The organism is Streptomyces sp. NPDC012466, from assembly GCF_042955215.1.
Lineage (GTDB): Bacteria > Actinomycetota > Actinomycetes > Streptomycetales > Streptomycetaceae > Streptomyces.
Genome location: NZ_JBIBEQ010000001.1, coordinates 1,197,749 through 1,217,929 on the forward strand (window position 1 = coordinate 1,197,749; position 20,181 = coordinate 1,217,929).

Below are 20,181 nucleotides of genomic sequence, written 5' to 3' on the forward strand. Positions count from 1 at the left end.
CAGTCGGTCGGATCAGCCGGCGGCCACGGAGGTGGACGTGATGAACTGGATGCGGGCAGCGCTCATCGCAATGACAGCCATCGGTCGACACCTCCTCGTTCTTCTGCTTCTCGTCGTCGTGGAACCGCCGTGTGCGCGGAACCGCCGTAACGTTATCCCGTCACGGCGGAGGTGCGTCAACTGCTTTTCGCGCAGGCGTGGCCGTTCAGTTCGAAGTCGTAGGGCGGGGAGTTCTTCCCGTGCCAGGAGGCGAGGAAGCCGAAGGCCAGGTCGCCGCCCGCGGGGACCGACTTGTTGTAGTCGGCGGCGGTCGCGGTGACGCGGGAGCCGTTCTGGGCGACGGAGGCGTCCCACATCTGGCCGACCTGCTGGCCGTCCCGGAAGGACCAGGCGAGGCGCCAGGAGTCGAGGGACTCGGCGCTGGTGACGGTGACGGTGGCCTGGAAGCCGTCGGGCCACTGGTTGACCAGGTCGTACTCGACCCGGCAGGCGGGGTCCCCGCTCTCACCGGGCTCGGCCCGGCGGGTGGGTGAGGAGGTGCCCTGCGGCTCGGTGTGGCGGCTCTTGTCCTCCGGCGTGCCGGAGGGGTCCGGCCGCTCGGTCCTCTCCGTGTTCCGGGCGGCCGGCTTCGAGGTCGCGGGCGGCAGGGACGGGGCGGAGGGCAGGGACGGGCCGGGATCGGCCACCGGCTGACGGTCGATGCCCCCGCGTGCGCCGAGGTCGTCGCCCTCACCGCCGAAGGGCATCAGTGAGACGCCGAGGGCCAGCACGGAGACCAGGACCGCGGCGACGAGGAGGCCGTTGCGGGCGACGCGCGCCTTCTGCTCCGCGTCCTGCGGTTCTGCGGCCGCCTGGTCGGCGGCGCCGGGGCGTCCCGCGCCCAGCCGCACCTCGGCGGCGCGGCGGCGGCGCTCCAGGTAGGCGAGGCCGCCCCAGCCGATCACTCCGCCGGCCAGCGCACCGGGCAGTCCGCCGCCGTGCAGGCGCAGACAGGCGGCGGCCTCGGCGCACTGCACGCAGGTGGCGAGGTGGCGGGAGAGGTCGCCGGGGGTCTCGGAGGCGGCGGAGCGGGTGACGGCGTCCAGCAGCCGGGCGTAGCTGCGGCACCGGGCGTCCATCGGCGTGTCGAGGTGGTTGCGGTGGCAGCGTTCCCGGAACAGGGTGCGCACCTGCTGGAGTTCCTCGGCGGCGCCGGCCGGGTCGAGGCCCAGACGGCGCGCGACCAGGGGCAGCGGCAGCGCCTCCACCTCGGCGAACCAGAGCAGTTCCGCGTCGGGCTGCTGCAGATCGCGCAGGCCGCGCAGCGCGAGCGGGCGCTGCAGGGGCGGGCCGGTGTAGCGGGCGGCCTTGTCCGAGTTGAGCCACAGGCGCAGGTCGGGGTCGAGTTTGTGGCCCTGTCCCTCCTCTTCCCAGGCCGCGGCCGTGGTGCGTACGGCGGTCAGCAGCAGGGGTATGCGGGGCAGTCGGGCCGGGCGGCGGCCGGCGCCGCGGACCGAGCCGGTTTCGGCGGCCCGGGCCTCGCGTATGCCGTGTGCGAACGCCTCGCGGCCCAGTTGTGCGGCGGCGGTGGAACCGGACGTGCACAGATCGGCGTACGCGAGGACCGCGTCCCAGCACTCGGAGAACAGCGCGGCCTCGGTGGAGTCCTGAGGGGTCGGCAGGTCGGGCATGAGTCTCCTGCATCCACAAGCGAGGTCAACTCACCACATCGGAATCGGAGTTGGGGGGAACCTCGCGGCAGGGCAAGAGCTTTTCACGCCTCTCACACAACTGACAAGCGCCCTGTTCAGATATCACGACAGGGCGGCCGCACCCCCATGGCTCCGGCTTCGGAGTGTCATACGGGTGCGGCCGCCCTGCTGCTCAATGCCGTGCCGCCACGGAGGACGACGTCATCGAAGCGTTATCAAACAGCGGTCGGTTCGTCGGCCGGGAGGCTGTCCATGAAGGAGCTGACCGAGAAGACCGCGTTGCCGGCACCGGGCGGGCCGTAGCCGGGGGGCGAGGAGAGGCCGAAGTCCTCCATCGTCTGCCGGTAGGCCTGGAGCAGGCGGATGTGGTACTCCAGGGGCGCGCCCTGCGGGTTGGCCTTGCCGAGCGGCGTCGTGGGCTCCGGGCACCAGGTCGTGAAGCGGGGCGTGATGCCGTGCGACATGAAGAAGCGCAGGCCCTCGGTGGTGGAGGCGATGGCCTCGTCGACCGTCTTGAAGCCGAACGGCTCGGCCATCTCCACGCCCGCCACGAAGTTGGGGATGACGTTGCGCGCGCCGAAGATCTCGGCCGAGTCGAGGATCCGCTTGTGCCACTCGTCCCGGCCGACGTACCGCTCCTTGCCCGGGCAGTACATCTTGAAGAGGTACTCGTCCCACACCTCGTAGTTGGGGTGGTAGATCTGCACTCCGTAGTCCTTGAAGCGCTGGACGTCGTCGCGGGGCAGCGCCTGGGCGACGACCTTGCCGATCCAGCGGCCGGGGAAGCGTTCCTCGATGGCCTTGGCGTAGTGGCCGTAGAAGTCGGCCTCGTCGCGACCGGAGACCGTCTTGGTGATGGCGCCGCCGGTGAGGGTGTAGGCGGTGGAGGCCTTCGCCGTGTCGTAGCGGTCGATGATCTCCAGGGCCTCCAGGACCTCCTCGACGTCCTTCACGCCCGTGTAGGGCCGGCCGGCGGCCTTGTGCTGGCGCCAGTTGTGGTTGATGTCGCAGTACTGGCACTCCTCCTTGGCGCCGAAGTACTGGCAGACCCGGAAGACGGTCAGGTAGATCAGGTAGCCCCACTGGATGGTCGGGGCGACCTCCATGACCGACTTCCCGTTGGAGAGGGTGTGCCGGTAGTACTCGGGCATGGGCGGCACGCCGACGTCGGAGATCCGCTTGCCGTCGAGGTAGAGGCCGAGCACCCCGTCCTCGTTCGCGGCGACGCGGTACGGCGAGGAGGGGTTCACCCGGACCGAGACGACGGTGCGGCGCAGATCGTAGGGGCCGCCGGTGAGGATGATCTCCTCGGGCGGCCTGCGCAGCGCGGCCTCGCCCAGTTCGGGCAGGGTGCCGTGGTCGAAGGAGAAGATGAAGTACGACTTCGGCTTGACCTCGCCGCCCTCGTTGTCGCTGAGCGCGGACGGGTCGAAGGCGACTCCGCCGCGGAGCAGGTCCTCCTTGAAGACGGCCTCCCGCGGTACGTGCGGGAACCGCTCCATCAGATCCTCGACCAGCGCGGTACGGCTGCCCATCCCGTGTCTCCTCCCGGTTCGGACGTACGACTCCTCACGGTATGCCCATGGGTGTACGCGACCGGTACCGGGTCCCCCCGAGCCGATGAAATGTCCTGTTCGTGACGGTTCTCGCCGGGATGGGCGAGCGGGTCAGGCTTCGCGAGCCAGCGCCGCCCAGTCCACCGCGTACTCCGGCTCCTTCCCGGCCAGCAGCCGTTCCGCCTCCTGCGCGACCGTCAGGCCGAGCCGGGCCAGCTCATTGCCCTGGGAGCCCGCGAGGTGGGGGGTGACGAAGGCGCCGGGCAGGTCGTAGAGGGGCGAGTCGGCGGGGAGCGGCTCGGGGTCGGTGACGTCGAGGATCGCGGTCAGGCGCCCGGCGCGCAGTTCCGTCACGAGGGCGTCGTGGTCGACCAGGGCGCCGCGCGCTGTGTTGATCAGCACCGCGCCGTCGGGCATCAGGGCCAGTTCGCGACGGCCGATCATGTGGTGGGTCTCGGGCGTCTCGGGGGCGTGGACGGTGACGATGTCGGACGTGCGCAGCAGGTCGTCCAGCGGCAGCAGGGGGACGCCGAGCACGGCGGCCTGGCGCTCGTCGACGTACGGATCGGTGAGGGCGGGGCGCAGGTCGAAGGGGCGGAGCAGGTCGAGGACGCGGCGGCCGATGCGGGAGGCGCCGACGACGCCCACCCGGCGGCCGTAGTTGCCGATGCCGGGGATGACGCCCCAGCCGGCGGAGGTGCGGGACGTGCGCATGCGCTCGCGGGCGGCGAGGACGTCCTTCCCGGCGAGCAGGATCATGGCGAGGGTGTACTCGGCGACCGGCAGCGCGTTGGCGGCGGCCGCCGAGGAGACGGCGACACCGCGCTCCCGGAGGGCGGGGGTGGCGAAGGACTTCACGGAACCGGCCGAGTGCAGCACCGCCCGCAGCCGGGGAGCGGCGTCCAGGACCGCCTCGTCGAGGCGGGGGCACCCCCAGCCGGTCACCAGGATCTCGGTCCGGGCCAGCACGTCGAGGACACGCGGGTCGAGGAAGTCCTGGGCCACGAGGTCCACGTCGATGTCCACGGACTCACGCAGCCGCGCCAGCACCCCGGGCGGGAAGACCTGCGGCACGTTCTCGGCGGCCATGGCGAACAGTGCCTGGGGGCGCTGGCTCAAGGAGGTGACCTTCCGGTTCGGGGGACGCTGCGGAACGGCTCCCGTACACGGGTAGAAACCGCTCTCTACGGTGCCTACGGTAGGCGGGCCGGGCGGCGGCGGCAACGGACCCCGGCCGGGGTAGGTTCCGGCGGGGGCTTCCCTGCTCCCGCTGCCTCGGGGAAGGACGACGCGATGAACGGCACCGTGACCAACTGGGCGGGCAACATCACCTACGCGGCCAAGGAGCTGCACCGGCCCGGCTCGCTCGCCGCGCTGCGCGCGCTCGTCGCGGACGGCGACCGGGTGCGGGTCCTCGGCAGCGGGCACTCGTTCAACGAAATTGCCGAACCGGGCCCCGAGGGCGTCCTGCTGTCGCTGGCCGGTCTGCCCCCGGAGGTGGACGTCGACACGGCCGCCCGTACGGTCCGGGTCGGCGGCGGCGTGCGCTACGCGGAGCTGGCCCGCCGGGTGCACGGGCAGGGGCTCGCGCTGCACAACATGGCATCCCTTCCGCACATCTCGGTGGCCGGATCGGTCGCGACCGGCACCCACGGCTCGGGCGTGCTCAACGGCCCGCTCTCGGCGGCCGTGCGGGAGGTGGAGCTGGTCACGGCCGACGGTTCGGCCCTCGGCATAGGCCGGGACGAGGAGCGGTTCGGCGGGGCCGTCACCTCACTCGGCGCGCTCGGCGTCGTCACCGCGCTCATCCTCGACCTGGAGCCGGCCTACGAGGTCGAGCAGCACGTCTTCACCGAACTGCCGCTGGAGGGCCTGGACCAGGGGGCGTTCGAGACGGTTATGGCGACGGGGTACAGCGTCAGCCTGTTCACCGACTGGCGGGCGCCGGGCTTCCGTCAGGTGTGGCTCAAGCGGCGCACCGACCAGCCGCTGCCCGCCTTCCCCTGGGCCACTCCCGCCACCGAGAAGATGCACCCGGTGCCGGGCATGCCCGCGCTCAACTGCACCGAGCAGTTCGGCGTGCCGGGGCCGTGGCACCAGCGACTGCCGCACTTCCGGGCGGAGTTCGTCCCGAGCAGCGGGGTGGAGTTGCAGTCGGAGTACCTGCTGCCGCGCGGGCACGCCGTGGAGATGCTGCACGCGCTCGACGCGATCCGCGAGACGATCGCCCCCGTGCTGCAGACCTGCGAGGTGCGCACGGTCGCCGGCGACGACCAGTGGCTGAGCCCGTCCCACGGCCGGGACACCGTCGCGGCGCACTTCACCTGGGTCGAGGACACCCGGGCGGTGCTGCCGGTGGTGCGGCGGGTCGAGGAGGCGCTGGCCCCCTTCGAGGCACGGCCGCACTGGGGCAAGGTGTTCGCCGTACCCGCCCCCGCCCTGCGCGCGCTGTACCCGCGGCTCGGCGACTTCCGGGCGCTGACGCGGGAGCTGGACCCCCGGGGGAAGTTCACCAACACCTTCGTGCGGGAGGTGCTCGCGGGGGCTTAGCCGGCCACCGGGGCCGGCCGGCCCCGGTGGCGGTGGGCGGCCTGCCGGGTCAGGTCATGGCGCCGGGTCAGGTCATGGCGTGCGGCCGCGCGGGCAGGCCCGCAGACGCCGTACGCGCTCGACGCGATCCGGGAGCGGGCGGCGGCGCCCCGCCGACCGGCCGCGCAGCGCGGTCTCTTCAGGGCCGTGCCACGGGAGGGACTGCCCAGGTCCTGCGGGGCGCGCTCGCACGCGCACGGACGGCGGCGAGGGCCGACCGCGACGGTCCGTCGGTCAGGTCGTGGCGTGAGGGCGGACGCGGGGAGTGGAGGTCGTGGCGCGGTCGGCCTCGTCCTGGACGAGCAGGGACATCAAGGACGCCACGGTCAGACCCGCCTCGGCCGGGTGGCGCAGCACCTTGCCCGGGTCGATCTGGTACGTGTTGGAGCGCCCCTCCCGGGTGTGGGAGAGGTATCCGTCCTGCTCCAGGTCGGCGATGATCTTCTGCACGGCTCGTTCGGTGAGCCGGCAGTGGGCCGCGATGTCCCTGATGCGGGCGCTGTGGTTGTCGGCAATGGCGGCCAGCACGCGGGCGTGGTTGGTGAGGAACGTCCATCCGGTGTGTGGCTCGGGCACTCCATCCATGCTCCAACTCTAGCGACATGACATTCATGCACCCAAAAACACGTACTCCATTTCATGTATCGGTTGACGTGTATGGGGTAGAGGGGCAACGCTGGAAGCGGAGGCAAGGCGGACAGACGAGGGAGAACAGGGCCATGCCGGAGCCTGCGTACGCTGCGCCGCCCCACGCGCGGCCGGGGGCCGCACCCGTGGCGGGCGACAGTGCGCCGGCGGCGGTCCCGCCGTGCATGGCGACCATGGACGTCGTTCCGGACGGCGACCGGTTGTCCGTGACGATGTGGGGCGAACTGGACCTGGGCAGCCGCCGGCTGCTGCCCGAGCTCTACGACATGCTCACGCTGTCGGGCAGCGGCATCGATCTGCGTCTGGACGCGGTCGGGTTCTGCGACTGCTCCGGCCTCAAGGCGCTGCTGGACCTGCGTGCACGCGCCGTCGACCAGGGCAAGACGGTCACCGTCCGGTCCTGCGGTGTCGCGGTCGAGCGCCTTCTCGACCTGACGGGCACCCGGGAGCTGTTCGCGGACACCGCCCCGCGGGAGAGCGCCACGCCCGCCGCCGAGCCGCCGCAGGAGGACGACCAGGACCTCCGCGCCGAAGTCGCCCAGTTGCGCCGCGCCATGCAGACCCGGCCCACCATCGATCTGGCCCGCGGCATCCTGATGGCCTCCTTCGGCCTCAGCCCCGAGACGGCCTGGAGCGTGCTGGTCCGGACCTCCCAGAACACCAACACCAAGCTGCACCAACTCGCCCAGGACCTGGTGGGCACCGTGCGCGGCACCACCCTGCCGGAGCAGGTGCAGCAGCAGCTGGCCGCCGCGGTCGCCGGCACGAGCCGCCCGGGCGAGGAAGCGGCGCGCCCCGCGGACGGAGCCGCCGAGGACGCGGACTGACAACACCCCGTCCCGCACGCGCAGCCCCACCGCACCCGCACCCGCACCCGCACCCGCACCCGCACCCGCACCCGCACTGAGGCATCATGGGCAGGCCATGCTCGGCCATCACCGGCTTTCACCAGGCGCGCACTTTATAAAGCCCCTTTCCTAACCCCTTGTCGAAAGTCCCGGCAGCCCATAGCCTTGCGCCGCGCCGGTGCCGACGTCCGACCCGGCCCGGCCGGTCTGGGAAGGAAGGGGGCACCCCGGTGAAGCGCACATCACGTGACATCCGCACCGCGAACCGCTATGAGGTGCTGCGCCAGATCATCGCGGAGTCGCCCACCTCCCGGCAGGAACTGGCGGCGGCCACAGGTCTCAGCCTCGCGACGGTCGCCACCCTCGTCGGCGAACTGCTCGACCTCCGCATGATCACCGAGGTCGGCTTCGAGGACTCGGCGGGCGGGCGCCCCCGCGGCCTGGTCGCGGTCAACACCTCGGGCGGCGCGCTGATCGGCGTCGACATCGCCGAGACGTACGTCCACGTCGAGCTGTTCGACCTGGGCCTGAACGTCCTGGCCCGCGCCGAGGAGGACGTCCGGCCCAGTGAGAGTCTGCCCGAGCAGGTGGTCGGCCATGTGGCCACCGCCGTCGGCTCGGTGGTCACCCAGGCCGGCATCGAGGGCGCCCGGGTGCTCGGGGTGGGCGTGAGCGTGCCGGGGCAGGTGGACCGCGCGACCGGCATCTCGGAGTACGCGCCCAACTGGGACTGGCACGACGTACCACTCCTCGACCTGCTCACCGAGCACATCGCCTACCCGCTGTACCTGGACAACCCGCTGCGCGCCAGCGCGGTCGCCGAGCTGTGGTTCGGGGCCGCGCGCGGGCGCGGGAACGCCGTGGTGGTCAACCTCGGCACCGGCGTGGGCGCCGGACTCGTCCTCGGCGGCGGGCTGCACCGCGGCGTCAGCAACAGCGCCGGCGAGTGGGGCCACACCACGATGGTGCTGGACGGACGCCTGTGCCGCTGCGGCGACCACGGCTGTGTGGAGGCGTACGTCGGCGCACGCGGCATCATGCTGAACCTGTGCGAACTGAGCCCCGACAGCGCGCTGTTGCACCCCGATGACCAGACGGCCACCATCGACGCCCTGGCCCGCGGGGTCGCGGCGGGCGATCCCGTGGCGCGCCGGGTCGTCCACGACACCGCCCGCTATCTGGGCGCCGGTGTCGCGGACCTGGTCAACCTGTTCAACCCCGAGATCGTCGTGCTGAGCAGCTGGGTGGCCCGCACCCTGGGCGAGCCGCTGCTGCACGAGGTGCGCGAGGCCGTGACCCGGCACGCGCTGCCACGGCCGCTGGCCGCCACCCAGGTCGTTCTCTCCCCGATCCCCACCGACCCGGTGTGTCTCGGCGCGGCGACGTTCGCGCTGGAGGGCGCGCTCCAGACCGTCGGGCAGCGGAACGGCACACGCACCACCCCCGCGAGGAGACGCACCACCACCCCACCGTCGTAGGGACGGAACCAACTCCTCCACTCCTCCCGCGCGTTCGAAATCGCGAACCGCACACAACGCTTCGTACAGACTTCGTCCAACCCCTTGCCGAAGCCTTAACCGAAGCTCTAGCGTCCCGCACCGCACCTCTCTTTGAGCCATCTGGCGCGAGCCCCCGGGCCGTGAGCCATCAGGCAGTGAGCCGCAGAGCCGCAGCCGCACTCGAGACAAGGACGTCAGCATGTCGGCATCGAGCAACATGAACTGGGACCGCCGAAACGTACTGCGGGCCGCGATGGGCCTGGCCGCCGCCGGCGGACTGACCGCGTGCGGCAGCAACACCGGCCGGGGCGGCGGCGGGTCGGGCGACGCCCTCGTCCAGTACTTCCACGCGTACGGCGAGGCCGGTGTCGAGCAGGCCGTCAAGCGCTACGCGAAGGCCTACAAGGACGCCAACGTCGCCACGCAGTGGATCACCGGCAACAACTACGAGCAGAAGCTCTTCGCCGCGCTGCTCACCGACAACGCGCCCGACGTCTTCGAGTTCCACCCGCAGATCCAGCTCGTCAAGAGCGGTCAGGTGGCCGATCTGACCGACATCATCGAGCCGGTCAAGGACGACTTCAACCAGGCCGACATCAAGTCGCACACGGTCGACGGCAAGATATACGGCGTCCGGATGATCGACGACCCGCAGTTCCTCTTCTACCGGCCCTCGCTGTTCAAGAAGGCCGGCGTCGAGGTTCCGACCACGCTGGAAGAGCTGATCGAGGCCGCCGACAAGCTGACCACCAGCAAGGTCAAGGGCCTCTTCCTCGGCAACGACCTGACCTCCATCGACCGCCCGCTGATCTGGTCGGCCGGTGCCGACACGCTCACCGCGGACAACAAGCCCGCCTTCAACACCGACGCCGTCGCAGAGGGCCTCAAGCAGCTGCGTGGCTTGTTCACCAGCGGCAACCTGCTCCTCGACGCCCCCGCCGACTCCTGGGACCCGTCGGCGTTCATCCAGGGCCTCACCGCGATCCAGTGGTGCGGCATGTGGGCCATGCCGGCCATGCAGAAGGCGCTCGGCGACGACATCGGCATCTTCCCGTTCCCGAAGGTCGGCTCGGCCGGCAAGCAGTCGGTCTACAACGGCGGCTGGTCGATGTTCGTCAACGCCAAGAGCAAGAACGTCGAGGCGGCCAAGGAGTACGTGAAGTGGCTGTGGATCGACCAGAAGAAGTACCAGGAGGACTTCGCCACCTCCTACGGCTTCCACATCCCGCCGCGCACCTCGCTCGCCGCGTCCGCGACCAAGCTGAAGTCCGGTCTGCCGGCCGAGGGCGTCAAGCTCTTCAACGAGTTCGGCCACTTCGACAACATCGGCTGGACGCAGGCCATGATCGCCGCGTTCTGGGACGTGATCGCCAACACCGTCCGCAAGAACGGCGACCCGAAGGCCGCGCTCGACGCCTGTGAGAAGAAGGTCGACGCCGAACTCAAGAAGCTCTTCGGATAGACCACCGGACGGATCTCGACATGTCGACCACCACCACACGCGGGGTCGCCCAGCCCGCCCCGGCCAAGGTCTCCAAGACCCGGCCGAGGCGGGGCCTGAGGGCGAGCAGCACCTTCAACTTCTGGCTGTTCACCGGTCCGTTCCTGATCGGTCTGGTCATCTTCGTCTTCGTGCCCATCGGCTGGAGCATCTGGCTCAGCTTCTTCGAGGCGCGCTTCACCGTCACGCCGAGCGAGTTCGTCGGCTTCGACAACTACAAGCAGATCCTGACGGACACGAACTTCCGGAACTCCCTCGTCACGTTCACCGTGTTCGCCGCGTTCATCGTGCCCGCCACCTGGGCCATGTCGCTGGGACTCGCCCTGCTGGTGAACCGGCTGCGGTTCATGCGGGCGTTCTTCCGGTCGGTGTTCTTCCTGCCGACCGCGGTCAGCTATGTCGCCGCCGCGCTGATCTGGAAGATGTCCATCTTCAACGGCGTCCGCTTCGGCCTGGCCAACACCGTCATCGGCTGGTTCGGCATCGACAACATCGCCTGGCTGGCCAACCCCGACCCGCCCTGGTACTGGCTGGTCATCGTGACGGTCCGCCTCTGGCTGCAGTCGGGTTTCTACATGATCCTGTTCATCGCGGCGCTGCAGAACATCCCGCGGGAGCTGTACGAGGCCGCCTCCATCGACGGCGCCAAGCCGGGCTGGCAGACCTTCCGGCACATCACGCTGCCGCAGCTGCGGGCCACGTCCACGGCGGTGATCCTGCTCCTGCTGGTCGCCGCCTACCAGGCCTTCGACGAGTTCTTCAACCTGCTCGGCAAGGCCACCTGGGGCCAGCCGCCGCTGGTCGAGCTCTACAAGATGGCCCTCGGCCAGAACCAGAACTACGGCGCGGGCAGCGCGGGCGCGGTCGTCCTGACCCTGCTCATCTGCGTCGTGACCCTCTTCCAGGGCAAGATCATGGGCTTCGGAAGGGGTGAGGAGACCAAGTGACCACCACAGCACCCGACGTCAGGAAGGTCGCGAAGCCGGCCAAGGTCAAGCGCGGCGGCGTCATCGGAAACACCGGCCTGTACATCGCGACCGGCGTCGCAGGCCTCCTCTTCCTCGTCCCCTTCTACCTGATCGTCCGCAACGCGGTGATGACGGACCAGGAGATCACGGGCGAGGAGTGGAAGTGGATCCCCACCTCCATCCAGTGGGGCAACTTCAGCGAGCCGTTCGACGACGTCACCGTCGACTTCGCCCGGTCCCTGTGGAACTCGGTCGTCGTGGCCGTCCTGCACACCTCGGGCATCCTGCTGGTCTGCTCGATGGCCGGGTACGGACTGGCCCGGATCCCGTACAAGCACGCCAACAAGGTGTTCTACGCCGTTCTGGTGACCCTGATGGTTCCGACGGCGGTCACCTTCGTGCCGAGCTTCGTCCTCGTCTCGTCCCTCGGCTGGGTGGACAGTTACCGGGGTCTGATCATCCCGGGCCTCTTCAGCGGTTTCACGTGCTTCCTGTTCCGGCAGTACTTCCTGGGGTTCCCGAAGGAGCTCGAGGAGGCGGCGCGCGTGGACGGGCTCGGCTACTGGGGCGCCTACTGGCGCGTCGTCGTGCCGAACTCGCTGAACTTCTTCGCGGCCATCGCCACGATCACCTTCATCAACGGCTGGAACGCCTTCCTCTGGCCCCTGGTCATCGGACAGGATCCGAGTGCCTGGACAGTCCAGGTGGCGCTGTCGTCGTATATGACGAACCAGACCGTCAACTACCACCTGATCTTCATGGCCACCGCCATCTCGATCCTGCCCCTGATCTTCGTCTTCCTCTTCCTCCAGCGCTGGCTGGTGCAGGGGATCGCACAGACCGGCATCAAGGGCTGAGCTAGGAGACCGATGTCTTTCCGCACGACCCCATCCGTCGACTACGTCGAGGACGTCTCTCCGGGCAGCGGTGCCCTGCCGCCCCGTGCCTGGTACGCGTCCTCGGACGCGCGGTCCCTGTCGCTGAACGGCAGCTGGCGTTTCCGGCTGTCGGCCACCGCCGGCGCCGAGGACGACTCGTTCGCCGGGGAGGGCTACGACGCCGGGAACTGGGCCGAGGTCACGGTCCCCGGGCACTGGGTTCTCCAGGGCGACGGGGCGTTCGGCTCCCCGATCTACACCAACCATCTCTACCCCTTCCCGGTGGACCCGCCGTACGTCCCGACGGAGAACCCGACCGGTGACCATCTGCGCGTCTTCGACCTGCCGTCCGACTGGCCGTCGGACGGCGGGGCGGTGCTGCGCTTCGACGGTGTCGAGTCCTGTGCCCGCGTCTGGCTGAACGGCACCGAGCTCGGCGAGTTCAAGGGCTCCCGGCTGCCGCACGAGTTCGCCGTCGGTGAGCTGCTGAAGCCGGGCGGCAACGTGCTCGCCGTGCGCGTGCACCAGTGGTCGGCCGGGTCGTACCTGGAGGACCAGGACCAGTGGTGGCTGCCGGGCATCTTCCGTGACGTCACCCTGCTGCACCGCCCGGCGGACGGCGTGGGCGACTTCTTCGTGCACGCCTCCTACGACCACACCACCGGCGAGGGCACCCTGCGCGTCGACTCCGACGTCGACGGCAGGGTGACCGTGCCTGCCCTGGACATCGATGTCGCGACGGGCGAGCCGGTGACGGTCGCGGTCGAGCCGTGGACCGCCGAGACGCCGAAGCTCTACGACGGTGTGCTGGCCACGGGTGGGGAGCGGGTGCCGCTGCGGATCGGTTTCCGTACCGTCGTCCTCGAGGACGGGCTCATCAAGGTCAACGGCAAGGCGATCCTGTTCAAGGGCGTCAACCGGCACGAGTGGCACCCCGAGCACGGCCGCGCGCTCGACCTGGAGACCATGCGCGAGGACGTGCTGCTGATGAAGCGGCACAACCTCAACGCCGTGCGCACCTCGCACTACCCGCCGCACCCGGCCTTCCTGGACCTGTGCGACGAGTACGGGCTGTGGGTCATCGACGAGTGCGACCTGGAGACCCACGGCTTCACCGAGCAGGACTGGCGGGACAACCCGGTCGACGACGACCGCTGGACCCCGGCCCTGCTGGACCGCGCGGCACGCATGGTCGAGCGGGACAAGAACCACCCGTCGGTCGTGTTCTGGTCGCTGGGCAACGAGGCCGGCACCGGCCGCGGGCTCACCGCCATGGCCGAGTGGATCCACGACCGCGACCCCGAGCGGCTGGTGCACTACGAGGGCGACTGGAACTGCCGCGACACGGACGTGTACTCGCGGATGTACGCGTTCCACGACGAGGTCGACAAGATCGGGCAGCAGCTCGACGGCGGCACCCACAAGCGCCGCGAGCTGCCGTTCATCCAGTGCGAGTACGCGCACGCCATGGGCAACGGCCCCGGCGGGCTCGCCGACTACCAGGAGCTGTTCGAGAAGTACGACCGGCTCCAGGGCGGGTTCATCTGGGAGTGGATCGACCACGGCGTCAAGCACGCCGAGCTGGGTTACGCCTACGGCGGTGACTTCGGCGAGGAGCTGCACGACGGCAACTTCGTGTGCGACGGCCTGGTCTTCCCGGACCGGACGCCGTCGCCGGGCCTGATCGAGTACAAGAAGGTGATCGAGCCGGTCCACATCGAGGGCGACGGCGCGAACGGCATCGTGCGGGTCACCAACAAGCAGGACTTCGCCGACCTGTCGGCGCTGGCCTTCGAGTGGTCGTGCCAGGTGGACGGCGAGACGGTCGAGTCGGGTTCGCTGTCGGTGCCGGCGCTCGCGCCGGGCGAGAGCGCCGAGGTGAAGCTGCCGGAGCCGCCCGTGGACGGCCGGGGCGGCGAACGCCAGTGGACCGTGCGGGCGCTGCTCGCGGACGGCACGTCCTGGGCCGCGAAGGGCCACGTCGTGGCCTGGGGCCAGTTCGCGGCGGGGGCGCGGCCGCTGCCGTCCTTCCCCGCGAGCGACCGGCCGGTGCTCGACGGGGGCCGGATCACGCTCGGCCCGGCCCGGTTCGACGCCCGCACCGGTGCGCTGCTCTCGGTCGACGGGGTGGAGGTCACCGCGGCGCCGCGGCTGGACGTGTGGCGTGCGCCGACCGACAACGACGACGGCGCCGAGTGGCAGACCGACACCCGCTACGGGATGCTGTGGCGCACGCTCGGCCTGCACCGCATGCGGCACCGCCTGGTCTCGGTCGAGGCCGGCGACGACGCGCTGACGGTCCGGACCCGGGTGGCGCCCGCCGCCCGCGAGGTGGGCCTGGACACCGTGTACCGCTGGACGTCCGACGGCGAGCGGCTGCGGCTGTCGGTGTCCGTGACGCCGGAGGGCGACTGGACGGTGCCGCTGCCCCGGCTCGGGGTGCGCTTCGGGCTGGCGGAGGCGGACCGGGTGGAGTGGTTCGGCGGCGGTCCCGGCGAGGCGTACCCGGACACCCGGAAGGCGTCCATGGTCGGCCGCTGGCAGTCGACGGTGGACGGGCTGCAGACGCCGTACGTCCGTCCGCAGGAGAACGGCGCCCGCGCCGACGTCCGCTGGGTGGAGCTCGGGGGCCTGCGGATCGAGGGCGACCCGGAGTTCTGGTTCACCGCGCGGCGCTGGACGACCGAGCAGCTCGACGCCGCCCGGCACCGCAGCGACCTCACGGCCGGCGACACGGTGTGGGTCAACCTCGACCACGGGCTGCACGGCATCGGTTCGCAGTCCTGCGGCCCGGGTCCGCTGCCGCAGTACTTCCTGAAGGCGGAGCCGGTGGAGTTCTCGTTCGTCATCTCGACCGCCAGGTAAGAAACCGATTAATCGATTGACCGATTGATCGACATTCCGAGAGGGTCGGGATGTCGTCCGCGGCCGGTCGGCCCTCGTGCCGACCGGCCGTCGCTGTGTTCACCGCAAGGGAGTTGGTGGGTCAGTTGAGTGTCGCCATCGAGGTCCGCGGGCTGTCCCGTACCTTCCACACCACCGTCCGCCGCCCCGGCTTCACGGGCGCCGTCCGTTCCCTCGTCAACCCGGAGCGGGTGGCCAAGCACGCCGTCTGCGACATCACCTTCGACGTGGCGGCGGGCGAACTCCTCGCCCTGCTCGGCCCGAACGGCGCCGGCAAGTCCACCACCATCAAGATCCTCACCGGGATCCTCACGCCCACGTCCGGCGAGGCCCGGGTCGCCGGCGTGGTGCCGTACCGGGAGCGGGAGCGCAACGCCCGCAACGTCGGGGCGGTGTTCGGGCAGCGCACCCAGTTGTGGTGGGACCTGCCGGTGCGCGAGTCGTTCGCGATCCTGCGGGACATCTACGAGGTGCCGAAGGCCGAACACGCCGCCCGGCTGAAGGAGTTCGACGACATCCTCGACCTGTCGTCGTTCTGGGACACGCGGGTGCGCCATCTCTCCCTCGGTCAGCGCGTGCGCAGCGATCTGGCCGCCGCGCTGCTGCACGACCCGCCGGTGGTGTTCCTCGACGAGCCGACGATCGGCATGGACGTGGTGGTGAAGGAGCAGGTGCGGGAGTTCCTGCGGCACCAGGTGGAGCAGCGGGGCCGTACGGTGCTGCTGACCACGCACGACATGACGGAGGTGGAGCGGCTCGCCGAGCGGGTCGTGCTGGTCAACCACGGCCGGCTGATGCTGGACGGCTCGCTCGACGAGATCCGCCGGAAGTTCGGCTCGACCTGGCAGGTGCGGGCCACGCTGGCCGATCCGCACGCCGAGGTCGTGCCGCCGCCGGGCACCACGCTGCTGCGGCACACCGGCGCGCAGATCGTCCTCGGCCCGGACGGGACGGACGCGCCCACCGTCCAGCAGGCGCTGAAGGCGGTGATCGAGCGGTTCGAGGTGACGGACATCGCCCTGGACGAGGCGGACCTCGAGGACGTGATGCGGGCCGCGTACGCCCACGCCGGGGAGGCCTGACGTGGCCCTGCTCCATGCCTGGCGCGCGGCCCGGGTCACCCCGCTCGGCGAGCTGAACGCGCCGCCCCGGATGACCGCCGTCGCCCTGCGCCTGGCCGTGCAGGTGGTGCTGGTCTGGTCGCTGTGGAGGGGCCTGTACGCGCAGACCGGCACGACCGCGGGGCTGAGCCGCGACCAGGCGGTCACGTACGCCGTGCTGGCCGTGCTGGCGTCCCGGCTGCGGGAGCTGGACCAGTACGCGGGCCGGGACACCGTCCTGCAGCACATGCACTTCGGCACCATCGTGTACTGGTACCTGCGGCCGCTGCCGCCGCAGCGCTACTACGCCCTGCGGGCCGCCGGAGAGCAACTGTACGGGCTGGCCTGGGCGTTGACGGGTTACCTGATCTGCCTGGCCGCGGGCGTCGTCGAGCCGCCCGCGTCGCCCGCCGTGGCGGGGGTGTTCCTGCTCAGCATGCTGCTGGGCCAGTGGGTCCTGTACTACGTCATGCTGGTCCTGGACCAGTTGTGCTTCTGGACGGTCCGCAACACCGCGGCCATGCTGATCCTGCTGTTCGCGCAGAACCTGCTGTCCGGGGTGTACGCGCCGCTGTGGTTCTTCCCGGACTGGTTCGTGACGATGAGCGCGTTCCTGCCCTTCCAGGCCACGCTGAGCGTGCCGCTGTCGCTGTACGTGGGGCGCATCCCCCTGTCGGACGCGGCGTTCCAGCTCTCCGTTCAGGCCGCCTGGGTCGTGGCGCTGGCGTTGTTCACCCGGTTGCTGTGGCGGCGGGCCGCCCGGCGCGTGATCGCGCAGGGAGGCTGAGATGTCGCTGAAGGCTCTGCGGATCGTGTGGCGTGTGACGGCGCTCAACTTCCGCGCGCAGCTGGAGTACCGCACCGAGTTCCTGCTGATGATCGCGATCGGGGCGATCTGGCAGGTGTCGGTGATCGTGTTCGCGACGGTGCTGCTGTCGCGGTTCGCCGGGATGGGCGGCTGGGACAGCTCCGACGTGCTGCTGATCCCGGCGACGCGGATGCTGGCGCACGGACTGTTCGTGCTGTTCCTGGGGCGCATGCACTGGGCCGGCCGGCAGGTCCAGGAAGGCAGGATCGACATCTATCTGATGCGTCCGATGCCGGTCCACCGCCAGATCCAGCTGGCGTTCTTCCCGACGAACGCGATCGGGGACCTGACGGTGGCGGCGGGCCTGATGGCGGGCGCGCTCTCCCGCAGCGACCTGGACTGGACGACGGGCCGCGTGACGTACCTGATCGCGGCCGTCCTCGGCGGCATGCTGCTGGAGGCCGCCCTGTTCACGGTCGTGGCCAGTGCCTCCCTGCGCTTCCCGGCCGCCGACATGTGGGGCCGCTGGCTGGAGGAACTTCTCGGCACCTTCGGCAGCTACCCCCTGAACGTGCTGCCCAAGGCGGTGGGCGGCTTCCTGACCTTCGGCCTGCCGCTCGCGTTCGTCGCCTACTTCCCGGCGGCGGTCCTGACGGGCCACGGCCACTCGACCGGAGTCCCGTACTGGCTCGCGGCGGCCTCACCGCTGCTCGGGCTGCTGGCGTATCTGGCGGCGCGCGGGCTGTGGACGTGGAGTCTGCGGCATTACAGCGGGATCAACGGCTGACGGTCCGGCCCGACCTGTGGATCGGGGTGAACAGGGCGGTCACGGCGAGCAGGACGCAGGTCGCTCCGGCGGCCAGGGCGACCGGTGCCGTGCCCTGTTCCTCCGCGGCCCAGGTGAGCACGGCGGCACCGATCGGCGCCGCCGCGTAGTGAAGCGTCCAGAACGCGGAGGTGACCCGGCCCAGGAGGTGTTCCGGAGTGACCTCCTGGCGGAGCGACAGCGAGCAGGTGCCTCCCATGGCGGCACAGGCGAGGAACGCGGCGCTCAGGGCCGCGACGACCGGCACGTCACGCGCCCAGCCAAGACCGGCGAAAGCCAGACCGCAGCCCGCGACCGAGCCGGTCCACGTCGGCCCGAAGCCGAGGCGGCGGCGGATCCCGGCCACGAGCAGGGCGCCGGTGATGGTGCCGAGCGCGCCGACGGCCATGACGGTGCCCACGGTGCCGTCGTCGTGCCCGAGGTCGTGCTTGAGGTGGTAGATGACCAGGTCGTTGATGCCGAGGGTGAGGAAGCTGAAGACGAACAGCAGCACCGTGAGCGAGCGCAGCACGGGGTGGCCGTAGAGGAAGCCGATGCCGGTGCGGAGGTCCTGCCACAGTCCGGTGCGCTTGCCCGGCTGTTCGTCCGGAGCGCGGCGGCGAAACCGCACGAAGAACAGGCACGTCGCCGACACCCCGAAGCTGGCCGCGTCCACGCCGACGGCCGCGGCCGGGCCGGACCAGGCGGCGACCAGGCCGGCGCACAGCGGCCCGAGGACGCCCGCGGCGGCGGCCGTGGCGTTCAACCGCCCGTTGGCCTCCGTGAGTTGCCCGGTGCCGACCAGGCCGCGCACGACCGTGACGTAGCCGACGGCGAACAGCATGCCGACGGCCTCGCACAGCGGCAGCACCCCGTAGAGCAGCCAGATCCGCGGGCCGGACAGCCACACCAGCGGGATCACGCCGTACAGTCCCATGCGCACCAGGTCGCAGGCGATGAGCAGCCGGCGCCGGTCCACGCGGTCCACGACCGCCCCGGCGAACACCGCCGCCACGACCGCCGCCGCCCCGCCCACCGCCGTCAGCAGCCCCATCCGCGCGACCGAACCCGTGGCCTCCAGCACCAGCAGCGGCAGTGCGATCAGTGCGAAGGAGTCACCGAGCACGGAGAGGGTCTGAGCGGCCCAGAAGATGCCGAAGTCGCGCTGGCGCCACAGCGGACGCGTACCGCGTAAGCCGTCGTCGGCGGCCTCCGCGGGGCTGCCGTGTCCGTCCTCGCGCCGTGCCGCCCCGTGCGTCATGCCGCCTCCCCCGCGTCCGAGCCCGGTCCTCCACCCCGCGTCCCCGGCAACCTTACGGCCGTGCCCGGCGGCCGGGGGAGGTCGCACCCGCACCCCCCTGCCCCCGGCAGGAACCGTTCCGCGCTGCGCGAAAGGGCTGAAGCCACAGGCCTGGACGGGTAACCTCGGCGGCGTGAAGTGATCTCTTGGGCGGTGCTCCCGGTGCCGCAGAAGCGAACCGATCCGTACCCGTGGCGGCCCACGCTCGCCGCGGACGCTTCCGCATGGAGAGATCACCATGGTGCGCGACAGCTACGCCCCCGTCCCCGGCGCGACCCCCGAGGAGACGCTGCGAGCCTTCACCTCCCGGGCGACCGCCGATCCCGGCGTCGTCGGGCTCGTCCTCAGCGGCTCCCGGGTCTACGCCGGGATGCCGACGGTCCACTCCGACTACGACCTGCACGTCGTCGTCCGCGACGAGAGCGTCCCGGCCCTCGCCGCTCTCGACCGCTTCCGCTCGGCCCACCTCGACCTCGTCGTCATCACCCTCGCGGAGTTCCGCACCCGCGGGATGCCCGGCCGCCCGGACAGCTTCGCGCGGTACTCCTACGTCCACGCCGAGGTGCTGTTCGACCGGCTCGACGGGGCGCTCGCCCGGATCCTCGACGAGAAGCGGGCGCTCGGCGCCGACGAGGCACGGGACGCCGCCGCCGGCTGGCTCGACGCCTACGTCAACCAGACCTACCGCTCCCTGAAGAGCTACCGCGACGACCGCCCCGACCTGGGCCATCTGGACGCCGCCGAGTCCGTCCCGTACGCCCTGGAGGTGCTCTTCGCGCTGCACCGCCGCGTCCGGCCCTACAACAAGTACCTGCGGTGGGAGCTGGAGCGGCAGCCGCTGGGCGACCCCCGGTGGGACGCGCACCGGCTCCTGCCGGTCCTGCGGCGCATCCTGGCCGACGGCGACCCGCCCACCCAGCGCGCCCTCTTCGCCGGGATCGAGGAGGCGGCGCGCGCGGCCGGGCACGACGAGGTCCTCGACTCCTGGGGCACGGATCTGGACCTGCTGCGTCCCTCCTGACACGAGGGTGTCCCCCACTGTTCGCGCGACTCCCCTTGCGCACCACGGGCGTTGCCCTCGAACCT

16 protein-coding genes are annotated in these 20,181 nt (G+C 71.0%); 11 read left to right on the top strand and 5 right to left on the bottom strand.

All coding sequences use genetic code 11. The features are described from left to right. Positions 1–176: 176 nt before the first annotated feature. The 3 genes from ACFY9E_RS05370 to ACFY9E_RS05380 form a co-directional block, all read right to left on the bottom strand. Complete coding sequence (locus tag ACFY9E_RS05370) at positions 177–1,670, bottom strand: cellulose binding domain-containing protein (protein WP_390979498.1); 1,494 nt, start codon at positions 1,668–1,670, stop codon at positions 177–179. A gap of 236 nt (positions 1,671–1,906) precedes the next feature. Beyond that, entirely contained in the window at positions 1,907–3,226 is a 1,320-nt protein-coding gene (locus tag ACFY9E_RS05375; RefSeq protein ID WP_390979499.1) for a radical SAM protein, read from the bottom strand. A gap of 132 nt (positions 3,227–3,358) precedes the next feature. Then, the gene (locus ACFY9E_RS05380; RefSeq protein ID WP_390979501.1) at positions 3,359–4,366 is read right to left on the bottom strand and encodes an NAD(P)-dependent oxidoreductase; all 1,008 of its coding nucleotides are present in this window, start codon (positions 4,364–4,366) and stop codon (positions 3,359–3,361) included. Between the two features lie 174 nt (positions 4,367–4,540). Here ACFY9E_RS05380 and ACFY9E_RS05385 point away from each other — a divergent pair, with 174 nt between their 5' ends. Next, complete coding sequence (locus tag ACFY9E_RS05385) at positions 4,541–5,797, top strand: D-arabinono-1,4-lactone oxidase (RefSeq protein WP_390979503.1); 1,257 nt, start codon at positions 4,541–4,543, stop codon at positions 5,795–5,797. Between the two features lie 273 nt (positions 5,798–6,070). Here the strand turns inward: ACFY9E_RS05385 and ACFY9E_RS05390 are convergent, their stop codons facing one another. After that, positions 6,071–6,421 (bottom strand): MarR family transcriptional regulator, encoded by a 351-nt coding sequence (locus tag ACFY9E_RS05390; RefSeq protein WP_390979505.1) that lies wholly within the window; start codon positions 6,419–6,421, stop codon positions 6,071–6,073. Positions 6,422–6,657: 236 nt separating this feature from the next. On the opposite strand from ACFY9E_RS05390, the gene ACFY9E_RS05395 reads away from it, so the two are divergent. From ACFY9E_RS05395 to ACFY9E_RS05435, 9 genes are all read left to right on the top strand, one after another. Beyond that, positions 6,658–7,311 carry an ANTAR domain-containing protein gene (locus ACFY9E_RS05395; protein WP_390979507.1) on the top strand — a complete coding sequence of 218 codons (654 nt, stop codon included), beginning with the start codon at positions 6,658–6,660 and terminating at the stop codon, positions 7,309–7,311. A 251-nt stretch (positions 7,312–7,562) separates the two neighbouring features. Beyond that, positions 7,563–8,810 carry an ROK family protein gene (locus ACFY9E_RS05400; RefSeq protein WP_390979509.1) on the top strand — a complete coding sequence of 416 codons (1,248 nt, stop codon included), beginning with the start codon at positions 7,563–7,565 and terminating at the stop codon, positions 8,808–8,810. Between the two features lie 220 nt (positions 8,811–9,030). Continuing rightward, positions 9,031–10,293, top strand: coding sequence for an extracellular solute-binding protein (locus ACFY9E_RS05405; RefSeq protein WP_390979511.1), 1,263 nt, complete (start codon positions 9,031–9,033; stop codon positions 10,291–10,293). A gap of 20 nt (positions 10,294–10,313) precedes the next feature. Next, positions 10,314–11,279, top strand: a complete 966-nt coding sequence (locus ACFY9E_RS05410) for an ABC transporter permease subunit (RefSeq protein WP_390979513.1) — start codon at positions 10,314–10,316, stop codon at positions 11,277–11,279. Continuing rightward, the gene (locus tag ACFY9E_RS05415) at positions 11,276–12,157 is read left to right on the top strand and encodes an ABC transporter permease subunit (RefSeq protein ID WP_390979515.1); all 882 of its coding nucleotides are present in this window, start codon (positions 11,276–11,278) and stop codon (positions 12,155–12,157) included. The genes ACFY9E_RS05410 and ACFY9E_RS05415 overlap by 4 nt, the downstream gene beginning before the upstream one ends. Positions 12,158–12,169: 12 nt before the next feature. Then, a complete protein-coding gene (locus ACFY9E_RS05420; protein ID WP_390979517.1) occupies positions 12,170–15,043 on the top strand; it encodes a glycoside hydrolase family 2 TIM barrel-domain containing protein in 2,874 nt (957 codons plus the stop codon). 125 nt (positions 15,044–15,168) lie between these two features. Further along, the gene (locus tag ACFY9E_RS05425; protein WP_390980313.1) at positions 15,169–16,164 is read left to right on the top strand and encodes an ATP-binding cassette domain-containing protein; all 996 of its coding nucleotides are present in this window, start codon (positions 15,169–15,171) and stop codon (positions 16,162–16,164) included. A gap of 1 nt (position 16,165) precedes the next feature. After that, a complete protein-coding gene (locus ACFY9E_RS05430; protein ID WP_390979519.1) occupies positions 16,166–16,969 on the top strand; it encodes an ABC-2 family transporter protein in 804 nt (267 codons plus the stop codon). A gap of 1 nt (position 16,970) precedes the next feature. Further along, positions 16,971–17,777 carry an ABC-2 family transporter protein gene (locus ACFY9E_RS05435; protein ID WP_390979521.1) on the top strand — a complete coding sequence of 269 codons (807 nt, stop codon included), beginning with the start codon at positions 16,971–16,973 and terminating at the stop codon, positions 17,775–17,777. On the opposite strand, the gene ACFY9E_RS05440 is transcribed toward ACFY9E_RS05435, so the two are convergent. Next, positions 17,767–19,056 (bottom strand): MFS transporter, encoded by a 1,290-nt coding sequence (locus tag ACFY9E_RS05440; RefSeq protein WP_390979523.1) that lies wholly within the window; start codon positions 19,054–19,056, stop codon positions 17,767–17,769. The genes ACFY9E_RS05435 and ACFY9E_RS05440 overlap by 11 nt on opposite strands. Positions 19,057–19,333: 277 nt before the next feature. On the opposite strand from ACFY9E_RS05440, the gene ACFY9E_RS05445 reads away from it, so the two are divergent. Continuing rightward, a complete protein-coding gene (locus tag ACFY9E_RS05445) occupies positions 19,334–20,116 on the top strand; it encodes a hypothetical protein (RefSeq protein ID WP_390979525.1) in 783 nt (260 codons plus the stop codon). Positions 20,117–20,181 lie beyond the last annotated feature (65 nt).

What these genes read in the sequence shown, in the direction of transcription:
- ACFY9E_RS05385 (WP_390979503.1), top strand. Translation starts at nt 4,541, where the DNA reads ATGAACGGCACCGTGACCAACTGGGCGGGCAACATCACCTACGCGGCC.
- ACFY9E_RS05410 (WP_390979513.1), top strand. Translation starts at nt 10,314, where the DNA reads ATGTCGACCACCACCACACGCGGGGTCGCCCAGCCCGCCCCGGCCAAG.
- ACFY9E_RS05440 (WP_390979523.1), bottom strand. Translation starts at nt 19,056, where the DNA reads ATGACGCACGGGGCGGCACGGCGCGAGGACGGACACGGCAGCCCCGCG.
- ACFY9E_RS05420 (WP_390979517.1), top strand. Translation starts at nt 12,170, where the DNA reads ATGTCTTTCCGCACGACCCCATCCGTCGACTACGTCGAGGACGTCTCT.
- ACFY9E_RS05370 (WP_390979498.1), bottom strand. Translation starts at nt 1,670, where the DNA reads ATGCCCGACCTGCCGACCCCTCAGGACTCCACCGAGGCCGCGCTGTTC.
- ACFY9E_RS05395 (WP_390979507.1), top strand. Translation starts at nt 6,658, where the DNA reads ATGGACGTCGTTCCGGACGGCGACCGGTTGTCCGTGACGATGTGGGGC.
- ACFY9E_RS05445 (WP_390979525.1), top strand. Translation starts at nt 19,334, where the DNA reads ATGGTGCGCGACAGCTACGCCCCCGTCCCCGGCGCGACCCCCGAGGAG.
- ACFY9E_RS05435 (WP_390979521.1), top strand. Translation starts at nt 16,971, where the DNA reads ATGTCGCTGAAGGCTCTGCGGATCGTGTGGCGTGTGACGGCGCTCAAC.
- ACFY9E_RS05405 (WP_390979511.1), top strand. Translation starts at nt 9,031, where the DNA reads ATGTCGGCATCGAGCAACATGAACTGGGACCGCCGAAACGTACTGCGG.
- ACFY9E_RS05390 (WP_390979505.1), bottom strand. Translation starts at nt 6,421, where the DNA reads ATGGATGGAGTGCCCGAGCCACACACCGGATGGACGTTCCTCACCAAC.
- ACFY9E_RS05375 (WP_390979499.1), bottom strand. Translation starts at nt 3,226, where the DNA reads ATGGGCAGCCGTACCGCGCTGGTCGAGGATCTGATGGAGCGGTTCCCG.